Raw genomic sequence first — 24783 nt, 5'->3', positions numbered from 1 at the left:
CGCCGGGCGCAGGTCGTGGTGGGGTGCTCGCGCGGGGAACCGCGCGAGAAGCCCCGCCGGCCCGCAGCCCGCAGCGAACAAGACGCGGCAGACACCGGCCCGGGCTTGCCCCCGGGGGGGCCTCCCGAGAGAGGATGGGCCCATCCATACGAAGGGAACAAGCACGTGAGCATCGACCCGTCCTCGATTCCGAATTTCGGGGGACAGCCCCAGCAGCAGCAGGGGGCGGGACCGGCGGGCCCCGTCATTCCCGACCAGGATCTCGTCAAGCAGCTGCTCGACCAGATGGAGCTCAAGCACGTCGTCGACGACGAGGGTGACCTCGCGGCGCCGTGGGAGGAGTTCCGTACGTACTTCATGTTCCGCGGCGAGGGTGACCAGCAGGTCTTCTCGGTGCGGACGTTCTACGACCGCCCGCACGAGATCGAGGCCAAGCAGCAGCTCCTGGAGTCCATCGACGACTGGAACCGCCGCACCCTGTGGCCCAAGGTCTACAGCCACACCCACGACGACGGCCAGGTCCGCCTCATCGGCGAGGCCCAGATGCTGATCGGCACCGGTGTCTCCCTGGAGCACTTCGTGTCGTCGACCGTCAGCTGGGTGCGCGCCGCGATCGAGTTCGACCGCTGGCTGGTGGAGCAGCTCGGCCTGGAGGCCGACGTCGACTCCGCCGAGGGCGACGAGAAGCCCGGCGACGACGCCGAGTAGTCATTGCGTCTACAGCGGTCTGCCGGCGTGCACCAGCAGATACGCCCCGTACGACACCGAGAGCCCGGCCAGCGCGCCCACCACGAGGAGGGCATGCGCGGGCCGGGTTCTCGCCGTTCTGGCCAGCGCGCAGGCCAGCGGCAGGAGCAGCGGGAACGCGGGCAGCAGGAAGCGCGGCTTCGACTCGAAGAAGCCGGAGCCGCAGACCGCGATCAGGAGCAGCACCCCGCTGTAGGCGAGCAGCGGCAGCGGGGCCCGGTCCAGGAGCAGCAGCGCGTACAGGAGCACGGCCACCGCCACGATCCCCAGCGCCACGGGGAAGATGAACACGTCCCCGCGCAGCAGCATCTTCTTCGTGAACCGGGCCGAACCGAGCCCGAAGTCGAACGTCGATCCCCAGCCGCGCTGCACCGCGAAGTACCCGCCGAGCGGGTCGCCCTTCCTGATCCCCACCCACAGCACGTACGCGGCCCAGCCGGCCGGGGCGAGCAGCGCGCCCGTCCACAGCCTGTGGGGAACCCGGCCGCGGCGCCGGACGATCTCCCAGCCCGCGGTGACCAGGACGGCGGCGGCGACCGCGAAGCCGTTGGGCCGGGCCAGACCGGCGAGCGCGGCGAGCGTGCCCGCCCACAGCCAGCGGCGGGTGAGCACCGCGTACAGCGACCACGCGGCGAACGCCGTGAGCACCGGCTCCGTGTACCCCATCGACAGCACCACCGAGTGCGGCAGCACGCCCCACAGCACGACGAGCAGCGTGGCCACCGACGGGCCGTGCAGCCGCAGCCCGATGCGGTGGATGCCGAGCGCCGCGGCGGCGGCCGCCGCCCAGGCGACCAGCAGGCCGCAGGCGCCCGCGCCGAGCATCGGCAGCACGGTGTGCACGGCGCGGATCAGCCACGGGTAGAGCGGGAAGAACGCCAGGTCCGCGTAGACGAGGCCGGGGCCCGGGTGCAGGGTGTGGGCGCCGTAGCCCTGCGCCGCGATGCCGAGGTACCAGAGCGAGTCCCAGGAGCGGCCGAGCAGCGCGAAGGGCTGCTGCCCGGAGAGCCGGCTGTCGAGGGCGACCGCGAGCATGCCGGTCAGGCGGGCGGCGGCGAACAGGGTGAGGGCGTGCAGGGCGGTGGCGGGGCGTGCGGATGCCCTCGGGGCGGGGGCGGAGGCTGAGGGGGCGTCAAGTACGGCGGTGCTGTTGCTCGGCGCGGTCACATCCAGAACCCTGCAATGCGGGTGCCGGGTCCGCGAGCTGGGCTGCGCCGACCGGGTTCGTCACGGGGGGCGTTGTCGGGTGCGTCGCCGGGGGCCGGTTGCGTCGTGGCTGGTCGCGCAGTTCCCCGCGCCCCTGAAAGATCGGCTTCGTCGCCGCCTGCGGCCCGGTGGCCTCTTCCCGCGCAGTTCCCCGCGCCCCTAGATGCGAGCTTCGCTCGCCCAGGGGAGGCTGCGCGCAGCGCATGCCTCAGGGGCGCGGGGAACTGCGCGAGAAGAGGCCACCGGCCGTCACCTGGCAACGAGCCCTCGTGGGGCAGACGCGGTCAGAGCCGCTTCAGCCTGCCGACCGCCTCCGCGAGGACGTCCTGGCGCTTGCAGAACGCGAAGCGGACGAACGGGGCCCCGGCCGCCCGGTCGTCGTAGAAGACGGCGTTCGGGATCGCCACCACCCCGCACCGCTCCGGCAGCGCCCGGCAGAACGCGAAGCCGTCGTCGAAGCCGAGCGGGCGGATGTCGGTCGTGACGAAGTACGTGCCCTGCGGCCGGAACACCGAGAAGCCCGCCTCCGTCAGGCCCGCCGAGAGCAGGTCCCGCTTGGCCGTCATGTCGGCGCGGAAGTCCGTGAAGTAGGAGTCGGGGAGGGCGAGGGCCTCGGCGACCGCGTACTGGAAGGGGCCCGCGGAGACGTAGGTGAGGAACTGCTTGGCCGAGCGGACCGCCGTCACCAGCTCCGGCGAGGACGTCACCCAGCCGACCTTCCAGCCGGTGAAGGAGAACGTCTTGCCCGCCGAGCCGATGGTCACCGTCCGCTCCCGCATCCCGGGCAGCGTGGCGAGCGGCACGTGCTCGGCGTCGTCGAAGGTGAGGTGCTCGTAGACCTCGTCGGTGACGACGAGGAGGTCGCGCTCGACGGCGAGTTCGGCGATCGCGGTCAGCTCGGCGCGGGTGAGGACGGTGCCGGTCGGGTTGTGCGGGGTGTTGACGAGGAGGAGGCGGGTGCGGGGGGTGACCGCGGCGCGCAGCTCGTCGAGGTCGAGGCGGAAGCGCCCGTCGTGCGGGCGCAGCGTGACCGGGACCCGGGTGCCGCCCGCCAGCGCGATGCTCGCCGCGTACGAGTCGTAGTACGGCTCGAACGCGACCACCTCGTCGCCGGGCTCGACCAGGGCGAGCAGGGACGCCGCGATGGCCTCGGTGGCGCCCGCCGTGACGAGGACCTCGCGGTCGGCGTCGAGCCCGATCCCGTAGCGCCGCTTCTGGTGGTCCGCGATCGCGGTGCGCAGCTCGGGGACGCCCGGGCCCGGCGGGTACTGGTTGCCGCGCCCGTCGCGCAGCGCCCGCACCGCCGCCTCGCGCACCTGCTCGGGGCCGTCGGTGTCGGGGAATCCCTGCCCGAGGTTGATCGCGTTCGTGGCCAGGGCGAGGGCCGACATCTCCGCGAAGATCGTGGTCCCGAACTCGGCGAGGCGGCGGTTGAGGAGAGGGCGCGCGCTGGAGGTCATGGGCGTCATCCTGCGCCGAACCTCTGGAGTTCCTCAACTCTGCTTTGACCGCGTACGCGCAGGGGCATCCCCCTGTCACGCCCGCTCGGGGCGCCCCTCGGGGGATTCGGGGGAAAGGAAAGGGGGGCCGGTGATGGGAGCAGTCTTCACCGTGGTCTTCATCTCTCTGATCGTGGCCGTCGTCATCGCTCTGGCCCAGAGGGGCGGCAGCGGCCGTTCGTCGCGTACGTCGTTGAACAAGCGGTCCCGGGGATCGGACGGCGGCAACAGCGGCGGCTGGTGGGCCGGAGGCGAAACCGCGAGCGGCGGCGCCTCGTGCTCGTCCGGTTCGTCCGGCCATCACGGACACTCCTGCGGCGGCGGTTCTTCGTGCGGCGGGAGCAGCTCCTGCGGGGGCGGCTCGTCGTGCGGCGGCGGGGGAGGGTGCGGCGGCGGCAGCTGACGCCGCACTCACGGGGAGGTGTGCGGCCCGCGCGGAGGCGACTGACACGGGGCAGTCGGTCCGCGTGGGCCGCACGCATGTGCGGTCACGGTCTCGGAAGGTGTGCGTCGGGCGCGTTCGGTGGACCTGGAAGTTGAACAGTTGAGCTGTGCTGCGCCCGAGGGGATGGAAACCCCGTCAAGTTGGGTAAAAACGCTGTGACGGCATCTCCGCCCATGATTCCCTTTGAGCCGTTGTCACCCATCAACTCAGCCCTCGTACGGCGCATTCACAGCGTTCGCGTGGGCACGAGCCGGTCCCTTTGACACAGCCGGCCCCACCTCCCTTTGCGTGCTAGCGGAGCCGACCCATGCTCACGACCCTGAACACCGCCTACACCGACACGCGTGCGGACGACCTCGCCTGGACCCTGGGCCGTGAGCCGCTCCCCGCGCTCGCCACCCTCGACCTCGAACTGTCCGGCGCGTCGCTCCAGTTGAGGCTGCTCGGCGCCTCCCACCAGGTACTCCTGGAGGAGGAGAGCGGCAGCTGTTCCGAGACCGTCGCCTGTATCCCCGGCAGCAGTACCCCCCTGCCGCTCGGCGTCGCGAAACGCCTCGGCGACTGGGAGTACGAATTCGCCGCCCGGGTCGAACACTTGACGCCAGGTCAATTCGCGGGAAGAGCGCAGGAATTGCTCGCCCTGGTGTCCGACCATCCGAACGGCCTCGCGGGCGTCTTTCCCGGCAGCCCGGACGCCTTCACCGCCATGCTCGCCCAGCGGCACGAGGGCCAGGTGCACTGGCGCACCTGGCACGCCTATCCGCAGGACGGTCAACTCGTCGCCACCCGTACCCGGGTGGGAGTGCGGATGCCGGCCGCCGCTCTGCTCTAGCGCGATGTATGCGCACGGAGTGGCTATTCCACACGTGTGGGTGACCGGCCGGAGTTGAGCGGTGACGTAGCGTTCCAGGCGTGATCGAACCGCACGCCCCTGCCCCGCGCTCGGGGGCCCCACGGCCCCCGAGCGCGGCGGGCCGGGCCCCGCTCCCGGTGAAACCGGGCACCGGCCGGTTCCTGGTCCTCGCGGGCGTCTTCATCTGCGCGGCCTGCGGACTGGTCTACGAGCTCGAACTGGTCGCGCTCGCCTCCTACTTGATGGGCGACTCGGTCACCCAGGCCTCCGTCGTGCTGTCCGTCATGGTCTTCGCGATGGGCCTCGGCTCGCTCGCCGCCAAGCGTCTGCGCTGCCGCGCCGCCGCCGGTTTCGGCATGGTCGAGGCGGTGCTCGCGCTGGTCGGCGGGTGCAGCGCGATGGCGCTGTACGCGGTGTTCGCGTGGACCGGCGGCTGGGGCGGGGCGTGGAGCGAAGGGCCGAGGTATCTGCTGGTCGCCTTCTCGCTCGCCATCGGGGTGCTGATCGGCGCCGAGGTGCCGCTGCTCATGGTGCTCATCCAGCGGATCCGGAGACAGGACCCGGGCGGCGCGGTGGCCGACCTCTTCGCCGCGGACTACGTGGGCGCGCTGGTCGGCGGACTGGCCTTCCCGTTCCTGCTGCTGCCGATGCTCGGCCAGCTGACCGGGGCGCTGCTGACCGGCGCGGTCAACGCCGTGGCCGGCGGCGCGCTCGTCCTCGGCCTGTTCCGGCGGGACCTGAGCGTGCGGGGCCGCTGGCTGCTCCTCGTCGCCAACGTGACGGTGCTCGCGGTGCTCGCCGCCGCCTGGGTCCTCGTCGACGACTTCGAGCGGGCCGCGCGGCACGCCATGTTCGGGGCGCCGGTGCGGGTCGCCGTACAGAGCCAGGTGCAGGAGGTCGTCCTGACCGGCGGCGAGCGGGGCCGCCCGCTCGGGCTCTACCTCGACGGCAGGCTGCGGGTGCGCTCCGGCGACGCCGCGCGCTACCGCGCCGACCTCGTCGACCCGGCCCTGCGTGGCGGGCCGCGGGCGCGGGTGCTCGTGCTCGGCGGCGGTGACGGGGTCGCGGCGCGCGAGGTGCTCCGCTTCGGCGGGGTGCGGCGGGTCGACGTCGTCGAGACCGACCCCGAGGTGGTGCGGCTCGCCCGCAGCGACCCGGGCCTCAGGGCGCTGAACGGGCGGGCGCTGAGCGACCCGCGGGTGCGGGTCGTCACCGGGGACGTGTTCGGGTACCTGCGGGGGGCGCTGTCCGGGAGGTCGTACGACGTGGTGGTCTGCGATCTGCCCGATCCCGGCATCACCAGCAGTACGAAGCTGTACTCGCAGGAGTTCTACGGGCTCGTGGGGCGGGTGCTCGGGCCCGGTGGGCGGGTGGTGGTGCACGGGGGGCCGGTGTCGAGGCGGTTCTGGACCGTCGCGGAGACGGTGCGGTCGGCGGGGCTGCGGGTGGTCGCGTACCGGGGGAACCGGGACGCGGGCTTCGTCCTCGGCGGCCGGGAGGCTCCCCGCGCGGGGGATGTGCGGGTGGTGCGGCCGGGACGGTCGTACGGGCCGTCGACGCTGGTGCACCCGCGTTACGGGGACTAGGCGCCGTAGGGGTGTGTCGCGCGTGGTCGGGTGCCGGTCGCGTCGTGGCTGGTCGCGCAGTTCCCCGCGCCCCTGAAGGCATGCGCCGCGGGGCGCGATCAGCCCCCGCCGGCCCGCGGCCCGGTAGGAAACCGCACCGGCAACGGCGAAGAGGGGGTCACGTTCCCGACGGAGTCGTTAGGCTCAGGTCGCATGGAGCATGAGGTGTTCGTTCCGGTTCCGGCGGAGTCCGTGAGGGCGGTGCTCAGTGATCCCCTTCGGGTCGCCCGGGCCCTGCCCGGGTTCCAGCGCGACGCGTCCGGCGACGGCGGCCGCCTGAAGGTACGGATCGGCGGCCACACCATCACGTACCGCGGCAGCGTCACCGTGGCGCGGGCCGCCGACGGATCGTTCGCGGTGACCGGCGTCGGCACCGAGGCCCGCGGCACCGGCGGCGTGAAGTTCACGCTGTCCGCGAGGGTCGCGGCCATGGACGGCGGCGCGGCCCTCACCTTCACCGGCACCGCGTCCGGCGACGGCCGGGTGGCCGAACTGCCGCGGGACGCCGTGGAATCGGCGGCACAGCGCCTGCTGAACCGTTTCGCGGAGAACCTGGTGGCGGCGCGGCAGGAGCCGGGCACCGACCCCGAGGCGGAGACCGAGCCGGACCCGGAGCCCGAGGCGGAGCCCGCCCCCGAGCACGTCTCCGTGTACGAGACCGACGTACCGCCCCCGTCCCTGGACCCCGAGGCGGAGTTCGGCGAGCACGACCACGACGCCGACGTGGAGGTGGACGTGGACCTCGACCCGGACGACGACGAACTCGACCTGCCCAGCGAGCCCGCCGCCGCGCACGCCCGGCGCACCATGATCGGCCGCAGCGCGGAGGAGGTCGACCACGCCCCGCCGCGCGGCCGCTACGCCCCGGTGCCCGCCCCGTCCGGCGTCACCGCGAGCGCCACCCTGCGCTGGGCCGCACCCGCCGCGGCCCTCGCCCTCGCCTCGGCGATCGTGGTCGGCCGGGCCCTGCGCAGGCGGCGATAGCGGACGGCCGCATAGGCTCAGGGGTCGTGACGACACAGGAAACGACGCTGACCGCGGGCGACGCGGAAGTGACCGTGGCGCCGGGCAACGGCTGCCGCATCAGCAGTCTGAAGATCGCCGGTACCGAACTGCTCCGGCAGGGGGAGCGGTACGGCTGCTTCCCGATGGTGCCGTGGTGCGGCCGGATCGCGGACGGGCGGTTCAGGGACGGCGGCCAGGTCCACCAGATGCCGCTGAACTCCCCGCCGCACGCCATCCACGGCTTCGCCCGCGACGCCGAGTGGACCACGGCGCGCACGACGCAGACCGAGGCCGTCTTCACGTACGACCTCACCGAGCCGTGGCCCTACTCCGGCCGCGTCACGCAGATCGTCGCGCTCACCGGGGACTCGCTGACGCTGAGCATCGGCATCGAGACCTACGGGGACTCGTTCCCGGCGCAGATCGGCTGGCACCCCTGGTTCAACCGCCGGATCGGTGAGAGCGACGTCCGGATCGCGTTCGACGCCGCCTGGCAGGAGCAGCGCGGCGAGGACCACCTGCCCACCGGCAAGCGCATCGACGTACAGCCCCAGCCGTGGGACGACTGCTTCGGCATGCCGGACGGGGTGGACGTGACGCTGACCTGGCCCGGAGCGTTCGAGGTGAACGTGAAGAGCCGTGAGCCGTGGGTCGTCGTCTACGACGAGCAGGAGGCCGCCGTGTGCGTCGAGCCGCAGACCGGCCCGCCGAACGGGCTCAACAGCGCGCCGCGCCTCGTGACCCCCGTGGAGCCGCTGGAGGCCAGCACCACGTGGACCTGGCAGCGCCTTTAAGCTCGTAGCCATGACGACGAACGACGTGCGCGACGCGCTGCTCCAGCAGATCAAGGACAAGGCCGTGGTGCACGGCAAGGTGACGCTCTCCTCCGGTCTGGAGGCCGACTACTACGTCGACCTGCGCCGCGTCACCCTCGACGGCGAGGCCGCGCCGCTGGTCGGGCAGGTGCTGCTCGACCTCACGAAGGACCTGGAGTTCGACGCGGTCGGCGGCCTCACCATGGGCGCCGACCCCGTCGCCGGCGCGATGCTGCACGCCTCCGCCGCCCGCGGTGAGCGCCTCGACGCGTTCGTCGTCCGCAAGGCCGCCAAGGCGCACGGCATGCAGCGCCGCGTGGAGGGCCCGGACATCAAGGGCCGCCGCGTGCTCGTCGTCGAGGACACGTCCACCACCGGCGGCTCCCCGCTGGAGGCCGTCCAGGCGGTGCGCGAGGCCGGGGCCGAGGTCGTCGGCGTCGCCACCATCGTGGACCGGGCCACCGGCGCCGCCGAGAAGATCACCGAGGGCGCCGGGGTGCCGTACCTCTTCGCCTTCTCGAAGGACGAGCTGGGCCTCGACTGAGAACCGGGACCTTCCGGGTCCTTCGGGACTTTCGCCGGGCTGGAGCATTCGGCCAAGTCTGGAAAGATGGGGGCGACGATGATGTCACCCCTTGTTCCTTGGTGAGGGTCACCAGCAACAACCCAAACCCGCAGAATCGCGCTTCACGAGGAGACGGCAGATGCCCATCGCAACCCCGGATCAGTACAACGAGATGCTCGACCGGGCCAAGGCGGGGAAGTTCGCCTACCCGGCCATCAACGTCTCGTCGACGCAGACCCTGAACGCGGCGCTGCAGGGCTTCGCCGAGGCCGAGTCCGACGGCATCATCCAGATCTCCACCGGTGGCGCCGAGTACCTGTCGGGTCAGGGCGTGAAGGACATGGTCGTCGGCGCCCAGGCGCTCGCCGAGTTCGCGCACGTCGCCGCCGAGCGCTACGGCAACAAGATCGCGCTGCACACCGACCACTGCCCCAAGGGCAAGCTGGACGGGTACGTGCGCCCGCTGCTCGACATCTCCGCCAAGCGCGTCGAGGCCGGCGGCCTGCCGCTGTTCCAGTCGCACATGTGGGACGGCTCGGCCGAGACCCTCTCCGACAACCTGGAGATCGCCCAGGAGCTGCTCGCCAAGGCCAAGGCCGCGAACATCATCCTGGAGATCGAGATCACCCCGACCGGCGGTGAGGAGGACGGCGTCTCGCACGAGATCAACGACAACCTCTACACCACGGTCGACGACGCGGTGCGCACCGTCGAGGCCCTCGGCCTGGGCGAGAAGGGCCGCTACCTGCTGGCCGCGTCCTTCGGCAACGTGCACGGCGTGTACAAGCCGGGCAACGTCGTCCTGCGCCCCGACCTGCTCAAGGAGCTGAACGAGGGCATCGCCGCGAAGTACGGCAAGCCGGCCGGCTCCAAGCCGTTCGACTTCGTCTTCCACGGCGGCTCGGGCTCCACGGTCGAGGAGATCACCACCGCGCTGGAGAACGGCGTCGTGAAGATGAACCTCGACACCGACACCCAGTACGCCTTCACCCGCCCGATCGCGGGCCACATGTTCCAGAACTACGACGGCGTCCTGAAGGTCGACGGCGAGGTCGGCAACAAGAAGACGTACGACCCGCGCGTGTGGGGCAAGAAGGCCGAGGCCGGCATGACCGCCCGCATCGTCGAGGCCTGCGAGAACCTGCGCTCGACCGGTACGCGCATCAAGTAACCGCTCGTGTCGTGTACGGGCCCGGTCTCCCTTCGGGGGCCGGGCCCGTGCCATGTCTGGAGGCCTTCAGTGACGTACGACTTCGATACTCCGGTGGACCGGCGCGGCACCTGGTGCGTGCAGTGGGACGGCATCACGGACCGCTTCCCGGTGGCGGACCTGCTCCCGTTCACCATCTCCGACATGGACTTCAGGTCGCCGCCCCAGGTCCTCGACGCTCTTGAGTCCCGGATCGCCCACGGTGTGTTCGGCTACACGGACTGGCGCAACGACGACTTCCGCGGGGCGATACGCGACTGGTTCCGCGACCGCCACGCCACCGAGGTCGACGTCGACCGGCTGGTGTACGCGCCGTCCGTCCTGAACCAGATAGCGCAGCTGCTGCGCATGTGGACCGCGCCCGGCGACGGTGTCGTCGCGCACGCCCCGACGTACGACGGGCTCCGCAAGGCGGTCACCGGGCTCGGGCGCGAGCTGCGCACCGTCGGCCTCGACGACTGGGCGGGCCTGGAGCGGGAGATGGCGCGGCCCGACTCCCGCGCCCTGTTCCTGTGCTCGCCGCACAACCCGACCGGGCACGTGTGGACCGACACCGAGCTGCGGCGCATCGCCGAACTGGCGCGCGCGCACGACGTCGCCGTCGTCAGCGACGAGATCCACGCCGACCTCACGCACGACGGGCACACGCATCTGCCGTGGTCCCGGTACGGCGGTCACGACGGGCGCGACGGGCGCGACGGGGCCGGCCTGCGCTGGGCCCTGGTCACCTCCGGTACGAAGTCCTTCAACTTCCCCGCCCTCAGCGGCAGTTACGGCTTCGTCGGCGACCCGGACGACCACGCCGAGTTCGTCCGCCGGATGGACACCGCCGAGGGTCTCGCCTCGCCCGCCGTGCTGTCGCTGACCGCGCACATCGCCGCGTACCGGCACGGCGGCGACTGGCTGGACGGGCTGCGCGCGTACACGTACGGCAATCTGCGGATGCTGGAGGAGCGGCTCGACGCCGCCTTCCCCGAGCTGAGGTGGCGGGTGCCGGAGGCCGGGTACCTGGCGTGGGTCGATCTGCGGCCGCTCGGCATCCGGGAGGACACGGAGCTGCAGCGGGTCCTCGTCGAGGAGGAGAAGGTCGCCGTCATGCCCGGCGGGACGTACGGGGCGCCCGGCTTCGTACGGCTGAACCTGGGCTGTCCGCGCTCCAAGGCGGAGACCGGTGCGGACGCCCTGGTCAGGGCTGTCCGGAAGGTGGCGGACCGGGCCGCCGGCTGACCCGGCACACTGGACACCATGAGCCTTCACGAGAACCTGCTCGGGGGACCGCCCCCGACCCACCTGCCCGACGACCCCGAGCCGCGCGAGCTGCTCGCGAACGGCACCGCCCCGGCGGACGTCGCGGCGAAGTACCCGACCTCCTCGCTCGCCTGGGCGCAGCTCGCCGACGAGGCGTTCGAGCGCGGCAGCGTCGTCGAGTCGTACGCGTACGCCCGCACCGGTTACCACCGCGGCCTGGACTCGCTGCGCCGCAGCGGCTGGAAGGGCCACGGCCCGGTGCCGTGGGAGCACGAGCCCAACCGCGGCTTCCTGCGCGCCCTGCACGCCCTGGCCCGGGCCGCCGGCGCCATCGGCGAGCAGGCGGAGTTCGAGCGCTGCTCGCAGTTCCTGAAGGACTCGTCGGAGACGGCCGCGCAGACGCTCGGCTAGTTCCTCCGGTGAACCGGGGCCCGCCTGTGATCAGGCGGGCCTTGCCGTTCGGGGAGACCATTGTGAAGGATGCGAGGTGGGGACCGGGGCCCCGTGCCGGTAACGGCAGGGCGGACCGCTACCCGTAGTACGCAACAGGAGACAGCGATGTCCCACGACGCGGATCACGAGGCGGCAGCGTCCGCTGCACCGCATCTCGACTTCGCGGGCACCACGCCCTACGAGGACTACGTCCAGGCGGATGTCCTCACCCACCTCCAGCACCTTCGCTCGGACGACCCCGGCGAGATGGTCTTCCTGGTGACGACCCAGGTCATGGAGTTGTGGTTCACCGTCATCGTGCACGAGTGGGAGACCGCGACCCGGGCTCTCGCCGCCGACGACGTCCCGACCGCGGTGGCCGCGCTCAAGCGGTCCGTGCGCGAGCTGGAGGCGCTGAACGCCTCCTGGCGGCCCCTCGCGCAGCTCACTCCCGGCCAGTTCAACTCCTACCGGGCCGCGCTCGGCGAGGGCTCCGGCTTCCAGTCGGCGATGTACCGGCGCATGGAGTTCCTGCTCGGCGAGAAGTCGGCGTCGATGCTGGTGCCGCACCGCGGCGCCCCGCGCGTCCACGCCGAGCTGGAGAAGGCGCTGCAGGAGCCGAGCCTGTACGACGAGGTGCTGCGGCTGCTCGCCCGGCGCGGCCACGACGTGCCGCGCTCCGTCCTCGACCGTGACGTGTCCCGGCGCTACGAGCCGGCGCCGGAGGTGGAGGCCGTCTGGACCGCGCTGTACGCGGGCGACGAGAGCGCCGAACTCGCCCGGCTCGGCGAGGCCATGACCGATGTCGCCGAGCTGGTGTGGCGCTGGCGCAACGACCACCTGGTGGCCACCCGGCGCGCGATGGGCGCCAAGACGGGCACCGGCGGCTCCGCCGGGGTGGCGTGGCTGGAGAAGCGCGCCCGCAACAACGTATTCCCCGAGCTGTGGACGGCGAGGTCCCATGTCTGACCTGTACGAGCGGGCCGCCGGGCTGGATTCCGCCGATCAACTGGCCGCGGTCCGCGGCGACTTCGTCCTCGACGACGTGGTGTACCTCGACGGGAACTCGCTGGGCGCGCTCCCCGTGAACGTGCCGGGCCGGGTCGAGGACGTCGTCCGCCGCCAGTGGGGTGAGCTGCGCATCCGCTCCTGGACCGAGTCCGGGTGGTGGACCGCGCCCGAGCGGATCGGTGACCTGATCGCCCCGCTGGTGGGCGCGGGCGCCGGGCGGATCGTGGTCGGTGACTCGACAAGTGTCAATGTGTTCAAGGCCGTTGTGGGTGCCGTGCGGCTCGCGGGCGGTCCCGGTGCCGGGCGCGACGAGATCCTCGTCGACGCGTCCACGTTCCCGACGGACGGCTACATCGCCGAGTCGGCGGCCCGGATGACCGGGTGCACGGTGCGCGCCGTGGACCCGGCCGAGGTGCCGGACGCGCTCGGCGCCCGTACGGCCGCCGTGCTGTCGAACCATGTCGACTACCGCAGCGGACGCCTCCAGGACCTGCCCGGTCTCAGCGCCGCGATCCGCGCCGCCGGCGCCGTGTCGGTCTGGGACCTGTGCCACAGCGCGGGCGCGCTGCCGGTCGGGCTCGACGAGCACGGCGTGGACCTGGCCGTGGGATGCACGTACAAGTTCCTCAACGGCGGGCCGGGCGCGCCCGCGTACCTGTACGTCCGTGCGGAGCACCAGGAGCGGTTCGACTCGCCGCTGCCGGGCTGGAACTCGCACGCCGAGCCGTTCGGTATGCGGTCCTCCTACGAGCCCGCCGACGGCGCCGTGCGCGGCCGCGTCGGCACCCCGGACATCCTGTCCATGCTCGCGCTGGAGGCGGCCCTGGAGGTGTGGTCGCGGCCCGACGTGTCCGTCGCCGCCGTGCGCGCCAAGTCCCTGGCCCTGACGGACTTCTTCCTGGAGTGCGTCGCCGCGTACGTGCCCGAGGGGCGGGTCGAGGTCGTGACACCGGCCGCCCACGCGGAGCGGGGCAGCCAGGTGGCGCTGCGGTGCCCGGACGCCGGTGAGGTCATGGGGCGGCTGATCGCGGCGGGTGTCGTCGGGGACTTCCGGGCCCCCGACGTGCTGCGGTTCGGGTTCACGCCGCTGTACCTGTCCTTCGCGGAGACCGAGAAGGCGGCGCGGGTGCTGGCCCGCGAGCTCAGCTGACGTAGACCCCGGCCCGTGCCGCCGCCACGGCGGCGGCGACGGCCCGGTCCGCGTCCGCCTCGGTGGGCGCGGCGCCGGTCGTCAGCATCCGGTAGTAGAGCGGGGCGGACACCGCCCGGACGACCTCCGCGGCGTCCGTCCCGTCGGGCAGCTCGCCCCGGGCCACGGCCTCCTCGACGACCGGCGCCCACTCGGCGACCCGTACCGCGTAGAACTGCCCGAGGGCCTCGGCGGTACGGGGGTCGCAGGTGGCCGCCGCGATCACGGCGCGGAACAGCGGGCCCTGCCGGGGATCCGTCAACGTCCGTTGCACGAGGCGGGCGTTGGCGGTCAGGTCGCCGTGCAGGGAGCCGGTCGCCGTGCGCGGCAGGGACTCCTCGGCCATCTCGGCGAGCAGATCCGCGACGAGGCCGGTCGGCGAGGACCAGCGCCGGTACACGGTGGTCTTGCCGACCTCCGCGCGGCGTGCGACGTCCGCGAGGTCGAGCCGGTCGAAGCCCTGTTCGGCCAGGACGTCGCCCGCGGCGGCGAGCACCGCGGCGCGGACCCGGGCGGTGCGGCCGCCGGGGCGCAGGGTGCCGGGTTCGGGGTCGGATGCGGAGGTGCTCGTCATGCCGTCCAGAGTAACGGAACAGCAGGACCGTTTACTCGATGACGCTGTGTGCGGCGGGACTTGATCATCCTGGTAGCGTCCGCATACCCGCTGGTCCCCCCCCGTGCGCTGAGAGGCTGGAGCATGCAGGACCCTGACAATGCTGCCGCTGCCCGTGACGAGGCCGAGGAGGCGTCGGCCTTCTCGCACCCCGCCGTCCCGCCGGACGTCACCGCCGCGTACGGCGATCACCCGGATCAGGTCGTCGACTTCTACGCGCCCAGGGACGGTTCCTTCCAGGGCGGTGAGAGCCCGGCCCCGCTGGTCGTCGCCCTGCACGGCGGCGCGTGGCGGGCGCCCTACGACCGGCTGCACCTGAGCCCGCTGTGCGACTTCCTCGCGCGGCGCGGGTTCGCCGTGGCCAATGTCGAGTACCGGCGCGGCAGTTCGCTGCCGCACCAGGACGCCGACGGCCCGGTCGCGGGGCGCTGGCCGGAGACGTTCGACGACGTGGCGGCCGCGTTCGACGCGCTGCCCGCGCTGGTCGCCGAGCATCTTCCGACGGCGGACGCGCGGCGCGTGGTGGCCCTCGGGCACTCGGCGGGCGGCCAGCTCGCGCTGTGGGCGGCGGCCCGGCATGTGCTGCCCGCGGACGCGACGTGGCGCACCGGGGCCCCGCCGGCGCTGCGGGGCGTGGTCGCGCTCGCCCCGATCGCGGACTTCGCGCTGGCCGAGGAGCTGGGTGTGTGCGGGGGCGCGTCCGCCCAACTGCTCGGCTCGGAAGCCGGGTTGTTCGACGAGCGGCGGCCGTACGCCGACCCGGCGCTGCTGCTGCCGACCGGCATCGCGACGACCGTCGTCCAGGGGCGCGCGGACACGACGGTGCCGTTCGCGCTGGCCGAGGCGTACGCGGACGCGGCGGCGAAGGCCGGTGAGGTCGTCGGCGTCACGTTCCTGGAGGAGGTCGGCCACTTCCCGCTGATCGACCCGGCGGCGGACGCCTGCGCGGTGGTCGCGGAGGAGATCGCGCAACTGGCCTGGTGAGCACGGTCGGGTGGGCGGCGCCTGGTGGGCAGGGTCTGGTGGGCGCGGTCCGGTCAACCCCGGGATGGCATACCGGGGTATGACGCGTGATACCTGAGAGCTACGTGCGAAGTTGGCTCCGTGGTGTGATGCCGACTACGGCCTGTGATCAATAACTTCCTTTCCAGCGGCGCCGACCGGGCGCCGCGGGAGGGAGCGGGTCATGGGTCGCTGGACGGGACGGGTGCGCCGCACGGCGCTCGCCGCGATCGTGACGGGTGCCCTCGTCGTGCCGCTGTCGGCCGCCGCCCACCCCGTGATCCCGGCTCCGCCGCCCGCGCGGCTCGGCACGGTCACGGCGGCCTCCCTGGACGCGGCGTACGCGGCGAACCGGGCGACGGCGGAGCGGGCCGCCGGGATGGCCGCGGACCACGGCGACACCGCACGGGCCCGTGAACTGCGCGACATGGCGTCCGGCGGGCGTACGTTCCTGACGCTCGACCCGCGCGGGCAGGGCCGGGCCGCCGAGGTGTTCGGCGACCTCGCGCACGCCGACCGGATCGCCGTCCTGGTACCCGGCTCGGACACCTCCCTCGACACGTACGACCGGTTCCGCGCGGGCGCCCTCGCCCTGCGCGAGAAGCTCGACGGGCGGACCGCGGTGGTGGCCTGGCTCGGGTACGAGACGCCGGGGACGGTCAGCCCGGCGGTCGCCACGACGGGGCGGGCCGAGAGCGCCGCCCCCGAACTCGTCGCATTCGTACGGCAGTTGCGGACCATAGCCGCCGTACCCGCAGGAGCACCCGGCGGCCCGCACGTCTCCGTCTCCCTTGTCTGCCACTCGTACGGGACGGTGGTGTGCGCGAGCGCCGCCCCCGGTCTCACCGGGACCGCCGCCGTCTCCGACCTGGCCCTGGTCGGCAGCCCGGGGACCGGAGCCGGCAGCGTGGCGGACCTGCGCACCGGCGCGACCGTGTGGGCGGGGCGCGGGGCCGACGACTGGATCGCCGACGTACCGCACACGAAGGCCGACGTCTTCGGCACCACCGTCGGCTTCGGCACCGACCCGGTCGCCGCGGCGTTCGGCGCGCACGTCTTCGCCGCGGGTGACGGCGGCCACAGCGACTACTTCAGACCCGGCTCCCCCTCCCTCGACAACCTCGCCCGGATCGTCCTGGGCCGCTCCGCCGACATCACGGAGACCACCCATGGCTGAACCCATGGCCGAACTCATGGCTCCCGCACGGTCGTTCGTCCGCCGCGTCGACGCGACCACGCCCGCGCGCCGGGACCGGGCGGTCGACGCGCTGCGCGCCCTCGCGATCTGCGGGGTCGTCCTCGGGCACTGGTTCGTCACGGCCCTGGTGCCCGGCGACGACGGCACCCTGCACACCGCGAGCCCGCTCCAGGACATGCCGTGGCTCGCCCCGGTCTCCTGGCTCTTCCAGACCCTCGCCGTGTTCTTCCTGGTGGGCGGGCACGTGGCGACGAAGAGCTACGCGGCGGCGCGGGCGCGCGGCGACACGTACGGGCGGTGGCTGCGGGCCCGGCTCGGCCGTCTGTTCCGGCCGGTCACGGCGGTCCTGACGCTGTGGGCGGTGGCGGCGGGCGGCATGCTCCTCGCCGGGGTCCCCTTCGCCACCGTCCACACCCTGGGGAAACCGGCGCTGTCCCCGATGTGGTTCCTGCTGGTCCTCGTGGGACTCACCGCCGCGACCCCGCTGGTGGCACGGCTCAACCCGCTGTGGCCGGTCGCGGTCGTCCTGCACGTCGACCTCATACGGTTCGGGTTCGGCGGCCCGGCCCGACTGGGCTGGGTGAACGTGGCGGCGGGCTGGCTCGTCCCGTACACGCTCGGCGCGGCCTGGACCCGGGGCGAACCGACCCGGCGCGCGGGATGGGCGCTGCTCACCGGCGGGGCCGTGGCGACGGCCGGCCTGATCCTCTTCGCGGGGTACCCGGCGTCGATGGTCGGCGTGCCCGGCGCGACGATGTCGAACCTGAACCCGCCCACCCTCGCCGCGGTCGCCTTCGGCCTCGCCCAGTGCGGCCTGGCCCTGCTGCTGCTCGACCCGCTGCGCCGGTGGACGCGCCGTCCCGCGGCCTGGGCGGCGGTCGCCCTCGCCAACCTCTCCGCGATGACCGTCTTCCTCTGGCACCAGACGGCGCTGATGGCGGTGACGGCGGCGGGCCTGCTCGCCGGCCGTCTGCCCGGCCTGCACACGGCGCCGGACTCGCCGGCCTGGGTCGCGGCGCGGGTGGCTTGGCTGCCGGCGTTCGGACTCGGCCTCGCGGTGTGCGGCGCGGCGTTCTTCGCGTACGAGCACGGGGGTGGGCGGGGTGGGGCTTCTCGCGCAGCTTCCCCTGAAGGCCGCAGGCCGTTCAGGGGCGCGGGGCTGTCTCCGTCAGCGGCTCCGCCGCGGGGCGCGAGAAGCCCCACCGGGCCGCACCCGTAAGACGCACCGCACCCCGAGGCCGCGGACGCGTAGTACTCAGGGCGGATCCGTACAACCCGTCTCCCTGGGGACGACCCGCGATACCCGGGGACCGTACCGTCGTGGCATGACCGAGACGACCACCACCATGCCGCCCAGAGAGCGCAGCCCCGAGTTCAGCCTCGTGCAGTCGGCGCTGCGCGGGCTGCGCGCGGACCTGTTCCGGGACGTGCGGGCGTACCGCCCGCTGCCCCGGGCGGCCACGGACGGGCCGCTGGCCCAGCTGTTCCCGGAGCGGATACGCAAGGAGCTGGAGGTCGGGCCGCACGTCGTCGTGATCGCGCTGGCCCTGATCACGCTGGCCGTCGGCGCGACGTCCCTCGGCGACGAGTTCTTGTCCCTGGTGGCGGGGCTGCTCGTGGCGGTGCCCGTGGCTCTCACCCTGGTGCGGCCGGTCCTCGCCTGGTGGCTCTCGCTCGCGGTCGCCCCCTTCCTCGCGGTGGCGAACAACAGCGGGCTCTACCCGTGGGCGGCCGGCAGCATCGTGGGGCACACGGTCGTGATGGTGATCGTGACCGCTCGTACCCGGCCGCGTACGGCGGGGTGGATGTGGGTCCTGAGCGGGGTGTACGGACTGTTGGTCGGTGAGGTCCTCGGCGGCTGGTACGACGGCGACGCCCTCCCGATGGCGCTGTTCTCCGGTATCGCGCTCGCCCTCGTCACCCTGGGCCAGGTCAACCGCGCGACCCGCCGCCAGGTCGTCGAGGAGCGCACCGTCACCGCGGTGGAGCGCGACAAGCGGACCCTCCTCGAGGAGCGCACGACGATCGCCCGCGAGCTGCACGACGTCGTCGCCCACCACATGTCGGTCGTCGCGATCCAGGCGGAGGCGGCGCCCTACCGCGTCGAGAACCCGCCGCCCGAGCTGGAGCAGGCGTTCGTCACGATCCGGGAGAACGCGGTGGCGGCGCTCACCGAACTGCGCCGGGTCCTGGGCGTCGTACGGGCCGAGGATTACGAGGCGCCCGACGCCCCGCAGCCCACGCTCGCCGACCTCGGTAAACTCCTGGAGAACGTGCGGGAAGCAGGACTGACCGTCACCAAGGCCGTCACCGGCGCGGTCCGTGAACTGCCGCCGGGCGTCGAGCTGTCGGCGTACCGGATCGTGCAGGAGGCGCTCAGCAACACGCTGCGTCACGCGCCCGGCGCCGACGCCGCGGTCGAGGTGTCGTACGTGCTCGGCGGGCTCGGACTCAGGGTCGTCAACGGTCCGGCCACCGGTCTGCTGAAGCCGTCCCCCGGCGCCGGACACGGCATCACCGGCATGCGCGAGCGCGTCACCATGCTCAGCGGTGAGATGACGGCCGGCGCGAGCGCGGACGGCGGCTACGAGGTCGCGGTCTTCATCCCGGTCGCCGTGGAGCACCCCGCGACCGAACACCCCGCGCCGGAGGCCGACGCATGATCAGGGTCCTGATCGCCGACGACCAGATGATGGTCCGCGAGGGCTTCTCGGTCCTGCTGAACGCCATGCCCGACATCGAGGTCGTCGGCGAGGCCGTCAACGGCGTCGAGGCGGTCGCCAAGGTCCGCGAACTGAGCCCCGACGTCGTCCTGATGGACATCCGCATGCCCGAGCTGAACGGCATCGAGGCCACCCGCGAGATCGTCGCCTCGGAAGCGGCCGACTCCGGCGCGAAGGTCCTCGTCCTGACGACGTTCGACCTCGACGAGTACGTGTACCAGGCGCTGCGCGCCGGAGCGTCCGGGTTCCTCCTGAAGGACGCCTCGGCCCGCCAACTCGCCGACGGCGTAAGGGTGGTGGCCTCCGGCGAGGCACTGCTCGCGCCGTCCGTCACGCGCCGCCTGATCACCGAGTTCTCGAAGCTGTCCGAGATCCCGAAGCTGCCCGCCGTGCAGCAGTATCAATCAGCGGCTTCGCCGGGGGCCGCCGCGTTCGGCGAACTCACCGACCGTGAGACCGAGGTGCTCGTCCTCATCGCGCAGGGCCTGTCCAACGCGGAGATCGCCGAGCGGCTCGTCGTCGCCGAGTCGACGATCAAGACCCATGTCAGCCGGGTCCTGGTGAAGCTGGGGCTGCGCGACCGCACGCAGGCGGCCGTGTTCGCGTACGAGGCACGTCTGGTCACACCGGGGTGACCAGGACTAACGTCCCCGCATGAAAGCGACTGACATCTCGTTCGACCCCTGGTCCCCGGCCTTCCTCGCCGATCCGTACCCCGCGTACGCGGCCCTGCGCGAGGCCGGCCGCGTCCACTGGTACGAGCCCACGCGCCAGTATCTGATCCCGCACCACGCCGACGTCTCGGCCCTCCTGCGGGACCGGCGCCTGGGCCGCACCTACCAACACCGGTACACGCACGAGGACTTCGGCCGCACCGCGCCGCCGCCGGAGCACGAGCCGTTCCACACCCTCAACGACCACGGCATGCTCGACCTGGAGCCGCCGGACCACACCCGCATCCGCCGGCTGGTCTCCAAGGCGTTCACGCCGCGCACGGTGCAGCGGCTCCAGCCGTACGTGGAGAAGCTGGCGTCGGATCTGGTGGCGTCCCTCGTCGCGGACGGCGGCGGCGACCTCCTCACCCGGGTCGCCGAGCCGCTCCCCGTCGCCGTCATCGCCGAGATGCTCGGCGTCCCCGAGGCCGACCGGGAACCGCTGCGGCCCTGGTCGGCGGCGATCTGCGGGATGTACGAGCTGAACCCGCCGGAGGACGTCGCCCGCGCCGCCGTCCGGGCCTCGGTCGAATTCACCGAGTATCTACGCGAGTTGATAGCGGAGCGGCGCGCCGATCCCGGCGACGATCTCGTCTCCGGTCTCATCACGGCCCACGACGACGGCGACCGCCTCACCGAACAGGAGATGATCTCGACCTGCGTGCTGCTCCTGAACGCGGGCCACGAGGCCACCGTCAACTCCACGGTGAACGGCTGGGCCGCGCTCTTCCGGCACCCGGAGCAACTGGCCGCCCTGCGCGCCGACCACTCCCTCGTGCCGTCCGCGGTCGAGGAGTTGATGCGCCACGACACCCCGCTCCAGCTCTTCGAGCGCTGGGTCCTGGAGGACATCGAGATCGCGGGCACCACGATCCCGCGCGGCTCGGAGGTGGCCCTCCTCTTCGGCTCCGCCAACCACGACCCGGCCGTCTTCACCGACCCGGCCCGCCTCGACCTGACCCGCGCCGACAACCCGCACATCTCCTTCTCCGCGGGCATCCACTACTGCATCGGCGCGCCGCTCGCCCGGCTCGAACTGGCCGCGTCCATGCGGGCGTTGCTCACGCAGGCGCCGACGCTGCGGCTCGCCGCCGAACCGGTCCGCAAGCCGAACTTCGTCATCCGCGGTCTGGAGGCCCTGACCGTCGAGCTGTGAACGGCCGGGTCCTGACCAGCCGGTGCAGCAGGACCCCGGCGAGCGTGCCGAGGACGATCCCGCCGCCGAGGCAGACGGGCAGCCCGAGGTAGAACACCCGCCAGTCGGGGCCCGTCTCGAACCGGTGGATCCGCCCCTCGGCGACCACCTCGCTCCACACGACGCACCCGGCACCGAGCCCGGCGAGCGCGGTGAGGCAGCCGACGGCGGCTTGTGTGCGTTGGCCCATGCCCGTAACAGACGCGGAACCCTTTCTTCGGGGTTCCGTGATCACGCACACGGATGAGTGGCCCCCGAACCCGGCACACGCTGCTCAGATGCCCGTACACGGTGGTGCACGCCTGAGAGGGAGGGCGCCATGACGGTTATGGCAGAGCGCACAGCCCAGATGTCGGTCGAGGAGTTCGAGAAGATCGCCGCGTTCTCCGCCAGGGAGACCGAGGCCGTCAGGTTGGAGTTCATCGACGGACGGATCGGGATCAAGTGCGTGACGGACGGTCAGCGCGGCGCACTCGTCATGTGGCTGATTCGCCAGTGCATGCGGGCGCGACCGAACTGGACCTCAACCCCACTCAGGGGCTGAAGGTCGAGACGTATCGCAAGGGACGGGCGGAGCCCGACGGGGTCCTGGCCCCGATCGACCATTTCATCGGCCACGACGGCAACTGGGCGGACACCGAGGGCGTCCTGATGACGCTCGAAGTGACGTCGTACGACTCCGACGCGCACGCCAGGGACCGGGTGGAGAAGCCCGCCGCCTACGCGGAGGCGAACATCCCGGTGTACTTGCTGGTCGACCGGGACGCCGGTTCGGTGACGGTGCACAGCAAGCCGGACCCGGAGCAGTCCGGCTACCGGGACATCCGCATCGCGCGCTGCGGCGAGCCCGTCACCCTTCCCGACCCGGTGGGGATCGAGCTGGACACGGAACAGCTCAAGCGGTACGCCCGCCGACGTCCGGGCGCCGCCCTTCCGGGGTGCGCCCCAACGTGTCGCGGATACGGGTCAGTTGGACAGGTCGCGACGCCGCAGCCCGGCCAGGCCCGCCCCCACCAGCGCCGCCGCCAGCGCACACAGCACCAGGACCGGGCCCCACGCCATCTCCCCGCCCGGCAGCTTCGGCAGATGTCCGAACGGGGACAGGTCCATCACCGCCTGCGACAGCTTCAGCGCCGGGCCGATCCAGCCGAGCAGCAGCGCCGCGCCCGCGACCCCCCAGCCGCCGCCCACCGCGGCGCCCGGCGCGAGGCCGTAGAGCAGCACCGCCACCGCGCCGAGCGTCCAGACGGCGGGGAGCTGGACCAGGCAGGCGCCCAGGACCGGCCCGAGATCGTGCCCGTAGCCCGCGGCCAGGCCGAGTCCGCCTGCCAGCATGACGAGCACCGCGCCCCCGAACGCGAGGGTCAAGTGGCCCGCGGCCCAGCGCAGTCGGCCCACCGCGCCGGACAGCACCGGCTCGGCGCGCTGCGAGGTCTCCTCCGCGTGCATCCGCAGGACCGACTGGACGACGTACAGCGCGGCCACCATCCCGAGCATGCCGACCATCCCGGCGAGGAACGCGTCGGTGAGCCCGGACTGCCCGCCCATCCGCTCGATGATCTCGCGGGTGTTCGCGTTGTCGCCGACGAGATCCGTCGCCCCGTTCGTCACCCCGCCGAGCATCGCGCCCGACGCGAGGAACGCCAGGCACCAGCCGACGACACTGCCGCGCTGCAGCCGCCACGCCAGCGCGCCCGCCGAGCCGAGCCGGCCCCGCGCGGGCCCCGGCCGGGTCGGCCAGAAGCTCATGCCGACATCGCGCCGGCCGGCCAGCACGTACGCCACCGCGCCCTGGGCGAGCACGGCCGCCGCGAACAGCAGCAGCACCCACCAGCGTTCACCGGCGTAGGCGCGGGTGTTCTCCAGCCAGCCGATGGGGGAGAGCCAGGTCAGCACGGACGAGCCGTCAGCGGTGCCCGCGTCGCCGGCCGCCCGCAGCACGAAGGCCGCGCCCAGCAGGCCCGCGCTCAGCCCCCGGGCGAGCCGCGCGCTCTCGGTGAACTGGGCGACGATCGCCGCCAGCGTCGCGAACACCATCCCCGTGCCGGCGGTCGCGAGGCCGAGCGCGAGCGCGCCCGCGACGCCCCCGTCGGCCGTCACCGCCAGGCCGGCCGCGATGATCACGGCGACGGCGGCATTGGCGACGAGCGCCGCGAGCAGCGCGGAGGTCAGCGGCGCCCGCCGTCCCACCATCGCGGCGGACACCATCTCCTGGCGCCCGCTCTCCTCCTCGTCGCGGGTGTGCCGTACGACGATCAGGAGGCTCATCGCCGCCGCGAACAGGCCCGCGTACGCGCCGACGCGCCACACGGTGAGCCCGCCGAGCGAGTCGTCGAGGGCCGGGCCGTACAGGGCGCGCAGCGAGCCGTTGGCGCGCATCGTGGTCAGCACGTCGGCGCGTTCGGCGGCGGTGGCGTACATGCTCCTCAGCGTCTTCGGCATGGAGACGACGGTCAGCGCGACGAGGTAGACCCAGAGCGGGAGCATCAGCCGGTCGCGCCGCAGCGCGAGCTTCAACAGGGTACCGGTGGCGGCGAGTTGACGGCTCCCGCCGTTCAGCGCGACGGTGCTCATCGCTCCTCCTGGTAGTGCCGCAGGAACAGCTCCTCCAGGGTGGGCGGGGTGCTGGTCAGCGACCGCACCCCCGACTCGGTCAGCGACCGCAGCACCCCGTCGATCTTGTCCGTGTCGACCTGGAGCCTGACCCGGTGCCCCTGTACGTCCAGGCCGTGCACCCCCGGCAGGGACGCCAACCCGTTGGGCGCGCCCACGAGTTCGGCGGTCACGCTGGTCCGGGTCAGGTGCCGCAGCTGGGCGAGGGACCCGCTCTCGACGGTCCGCCCCTTCCTGATGATGGAGACCCGGTCGCACAGCTCCTCGACCTCGCTGAGGATGTGGGACGACAGCAGCACCGTCTGTCCGCGCTCCCGGGCGGCCTCCTCCACGTACGACTGGAAGACCTCCTCCATCAGCGGGTCGAGACCGGAGGTGGGCTCGTCGAGGATGAGCAGCTCGACGTCGGCCGCGGCGAAGGCGGCGACGAGGGCGACCTTCTGCCGGTTGCCCTTGGAGTACGTGCGGCCCTTCTTGGTCGGGTCGAGCTCGAACCGCTCGATCAGGTCCGCCCTGCGCCGCGTGTCGAGGCCGCCCCTCAGCCGCCCGTACAGATCGATGACCTCGCCCCCGCTGAGGTTGCGCCACAGGGTCACGTCACCGGGTACGTACGCGACCTTGCGGTGCAGTTCCACGGCGTCGGCCCAGGGGTCGCGGCCGAGCATCCGCACGGCACCGGAGTCGGCGCGCAGCAGTCCGAGCAGGACGCGGATGGTGGTCGACTTGCCCGCGCCGTTCGGCCCGAGGAAGCCGTGCACCTCGCCGCTCGCGACGTCCAGGTCGAGGCCGTCGAGAGCGTGCGTCCGGCCGAACGACTTGTGCAGTCCGGAGACCGTGATGGCGTTCGTCATGATTCTGAAGCTACGCGCGCTTCAC

At 72.8% G+C, this 24783-nt stretch carries 23 protein-coding genes and 1 pseudogene; 18 read left to right on the top strand and 6 right to left on the bottom strand.

Going from position 1 to position 24783, the window contains the following annotated elements; translation table 11 throughout:
• Positions 1-165 precede the first annotated feature (165 nt).
• Positions 166-708, top strand: a complete 543-nt coding sequence (locus tag B072_RS0107150) for a YbjN domain-containing protein (RefSeq protein WP_018529256.1) — start codon at positions 166-168, stop codon at positions 706-708.
• Positions 709-717: 9 nt separating this feature from the next.
• On the opposite strand, the gene B072_RS0107145 is transcribed toward B072_RS0107150, so the two are convergent.
• Positions 718-1914, bottom strand: a complete 1197-nt coding sequence (locus tag B072_RS0107145; RefSeq protein ID WP_018529255.1) for a hypothetical protein — start codon at positions 1912-1914, stop codon at positions 718-720.
• Positions 1915-2237: 323 nt separating this feature from the next.
• Positions 2238-3422: a pyridoxal phosphate-dependent aminotransferase gene (locus B072_RS0107140; protein WP_026245537.1), complete on the bottom strand. Its 1185-nt coding sequence runs from the start codon at positions 3420-3422 to the stop codon at positions 2238-2240.
• Positions 3423-4204: 782 nt separating this feature from the next.
• Between B072_RS0107140 and B072_RS0107135 the strand changes: the two genes are divergently transcribed.
• From B072_RS0107135 to B072_RS0107090, 10 genes are all read left to right on the top strand, one after another.
• Positions 4205-4729, top strand: a complete 525-nt coding sequence (locus tag B072_RS0107135; protein ID WP_018529253.1) for a DUF2617 family protein — start codon at positions 4205-4207, stop codon at positions 4727-4729.
• 80 nt (positions 4730-4809) lie between these two features.
• Positions 4810-6336, top strand: coding sequence for a polyamine aminopropyltransferase (locus tag B072_RS0107130; RefSeq protein ID WP_026245536.1), 1527 nt, complete (start codon positions 4810-4812; stop codon positions 6334-6336).
• Positions 6337-6528: 192 nt separating this feature from the next.
• The gene (locus B072_RS0107125; protein WP_018529251.1) at positions 6529-7359 is read left to right on the top strand and encodes an SRPBCC family protein; all 831 of its coding nucleotides are present in this window, start codon (positions 6529-6531) and stop codon (positions 7357-7359) included.
• 26 nt (positions 7360-7385) lie between these two features.
• Positions 7386-8174, top strand: a complete 789-nt coding sequence (locus tag B072_RS0107120; protein WP_026245535.1) for an aldose epimerase — start codon at positions 7386-7388, stop codon at positions 8172-8174.
• A gap of 10 nt (positions 8175-8184) precedes the next feature.
• Complete coding sequence (gene pyrE, locus B072_RS0107115; protein WP_018529249.1) at positions 8185-8739, top strand: orotate phosphoribosyltransferase; 555 nt, start codon at positions 8185-8187, stop codon at positions 8737-8739.
• A 160-nt stretch (positions 8740-8899) separates the two neighbouring features.
• Positions 8900-9931 carry a class II fructose-bisphosphate aldolase gene (fbaA, locus tag B072_RS0107110; RefSeq protein ID WP_018529248.1) on the top strand — a complete coding sequence of 344 codons (1032 nt, stop codon included), beginning with the start codon at positions 8900-8902 and terminating at the stop codon, positions 9929-9931.
• Between the two features lie 69 nt (positions 9932-10000).
• On the top strand, positions 10001-11197 hold the full coding sequence (locus B072_RS0107105; protein ID WP_018529247.1) for a MalY/PatB family protein: 1197 nt from the start codon (positions 10001-10003) through the stop codon (positions 11195-11197).
• A gap of 18 nt (positions 11198-11215) precedes the next feature.
• The gene (locus B072_RS0107100) at positions 11216-11629 is read left to right on the top strand and encodes a DUF3151 domain-containing protein (RefSeq protein WP_018529246.1); all 414 of its coding nucleotides are present in this window, start codon (positions 11216-11218) and stop codon (positions 11627-11629) included.
• A 147-nt stretch (positions 11630-11776) separates the two neighbouring features.
• Complete coding sequence (locus B072_RS0107095; RefSeq protein ID WP_018529245.1) at positions 11777-12619, top strand: tryptophan 2,3-dioxygenase family protein; 843 nt, start codon at positions 11777-11779, stop codon at positions 12617-12619.
• Positions 12612-13811, top strand: a complete 1200-nt coding sequence (locus B072_RS0107090; protein WP_018529244.1) for a kynureninase — start codon at positions 12612-12614, stop codon at positions 13809-13811. Before B072_RS0107095 ends, B072_RS0107090 begins: the two co-directional genes overlap by 8 nt.
• On the opposite strand, the gene B072_RS0107085 is transcribed toward B072_RS0107090, so the two are convergent.
• Positions 13804-14424 (bottom strand): TetR/AcrR family transcriptional regulator, encoded by a 621-nt coding sequence (locus B072_RS0107085; protein WP_018529243.1) that lies wholly within the window; start codon positions 14422-14424, stop codon positions 13804-13806. The two genes, B072_RS0107090 and B072_RS0107085, sit on opposite strands and share 8 nt — an antisense overlap.
• Before the next feature lie 123 nt (positions 14425-14547).
• Here B072_RS0107085 and B072_RS0107080 point away from each other — a divergent pair, with 123 nt between their 5' ends.
• From B072_RS0107080 to B072_RS0107055, 6 genes are all read left to right on the top strand, one after another.
• A complete protein-coding gene (locus B072_RS0107080) occupies positions 14548-15447 on the top strand; it encodes an alpha/beta hydrolase (protein ID WP_018529242.1) in 900 nt (299 codons plus the stop codon).
• A gap of 202 nt (positions 15448-15649) precedes the next feature.
• The gene (locus B072_RS0107075) at positions 15650-16642 is read left to right on the top strand and encodes an alpha/beta hydrolase (RefSeq protein ID WP_018529241.1); all 993 of its coding nucleotides are present in this window, start codon (positions 15650-15652) and stop codon (positions 16640-16642) included.
• Positions 16635-17882: an acyltransferase family protein gene (locus tag B072_RS0107070; RefSeq protein ID WP_078506328.1), complete on the top strand. Its 1248-nt coding sequence runs from the start codon at positions 16635-16637 to the stop codon at positions 17880-17882. Before B072_RS0107075 ends, B072_RS0107070 begins: the two co-directional genes overlap by 8 nt.
• Before the next feature lie 106 nt (positions 17883-17988).
• The gene (locus tag B072_RS0107065) at positions 17989-19326 is read left to right on the top strand and encodes a sensor histidine kinase (protein ID WP_018529239.1); all 1338 of its coding nucleotides are present in this window, start codon (positions 17989-17991) and stop codon (positions 19324-19326) included.
• A complete protein-coding gene (locus tag B072_RS0107060) occupies positions 19323-20021 on the top strand; it encodes a response regulator (RefSeq protein WP_018529238.1) in 699 nt (232 codons plus the stop codon). Before B072_RS0107065 ends, B072_RS0107060 begins: the two co-directional genes overlap by 4 nt.
• Before the next feature lie 19 nt (positions 20022-20040).
• Positions 20041-21255 (top strand): cytochrome P450, encoded by a 1215-nt coding sequence (locus B072_RS0107055; RefSeq protein WP_018529237.1) that lies wholly within the window; start codon positions 20041-20043, stop codon positions 21253-21255.
• Here B072_RS0107055 and B072_RS0107050 read toward each other — a convergent pair.
• Positions 21218-21484, bottom strand: coding sequence for a hypothetical protein (locus B072_RS0107050; RefSeq protein WP_026245534.1), 267 nt, complete (start codon positions 21482-21484; stop codon positions 21218-21220). The genes B072_RS0107055 and B072_RS0107050 overlap by 38 nt on opposite strands.
• Positions 21485-21613: 129 nt before the next feature.
• Here B072_RS0107050 and B072_RS42655 point away from each other — a divergent pair.
• Positions 21614-22206, top strand: a pseudogene (locus B072_RS42655) (Uma2 family endonuclease); the annotation flags it as partial.
• Between the two features lie 54 nt (positions 22207-22260).
• Here B072_RS42655 and B072_RS0107040 read toward each other — a convergent pair.
• Together B072_RS0107040 and B072_RS0107035 are read right to left on the bottom strand one after the other, a co-directional pair.
• Positions 22261-23868, bottom strand: a complete 1608-nt coding sequence (locus tag B072_RS0107040) for an ABC transporter permease (protein WP_018529235.1) — start codon at positions 23866-23868, stop codon at positions 22261-22263.
• The gene (locus B072_RS0107035; RefSeq protein WP_018529234.1) at positions 23865-24758 is read right to left on the bottom strand and encodes an ABC transporter ATP-binding protein; all 894 of its coding nucleotides are present in this window, start codon (positions 24756-24758) and stop codon (positions 23865-23867) included. The genes B072_RS0107040 and B072_RS0107035 overlap by 4 nt, the downstream gene beginning before the upstream one ends.
• Between the last annotated feature and the right edge of the window lie 25 nt (positions 24759-24783).

Origin of the sequence: Streptomyces sp. HmicA12, from assembly GCF_000373565.1 — a bacterium.
Classification (GTDB): domain Bacteria; phylum Actinomycetota; class Actinomycetes; order Streptomycetales; family Streptomycetaceae; genus Streptomyces.
The sequence above is the reverse complement of the archived record's forward strand: the minus strand, read 5'-3'. Positions and strand labels throughout refer to the sequence as shown.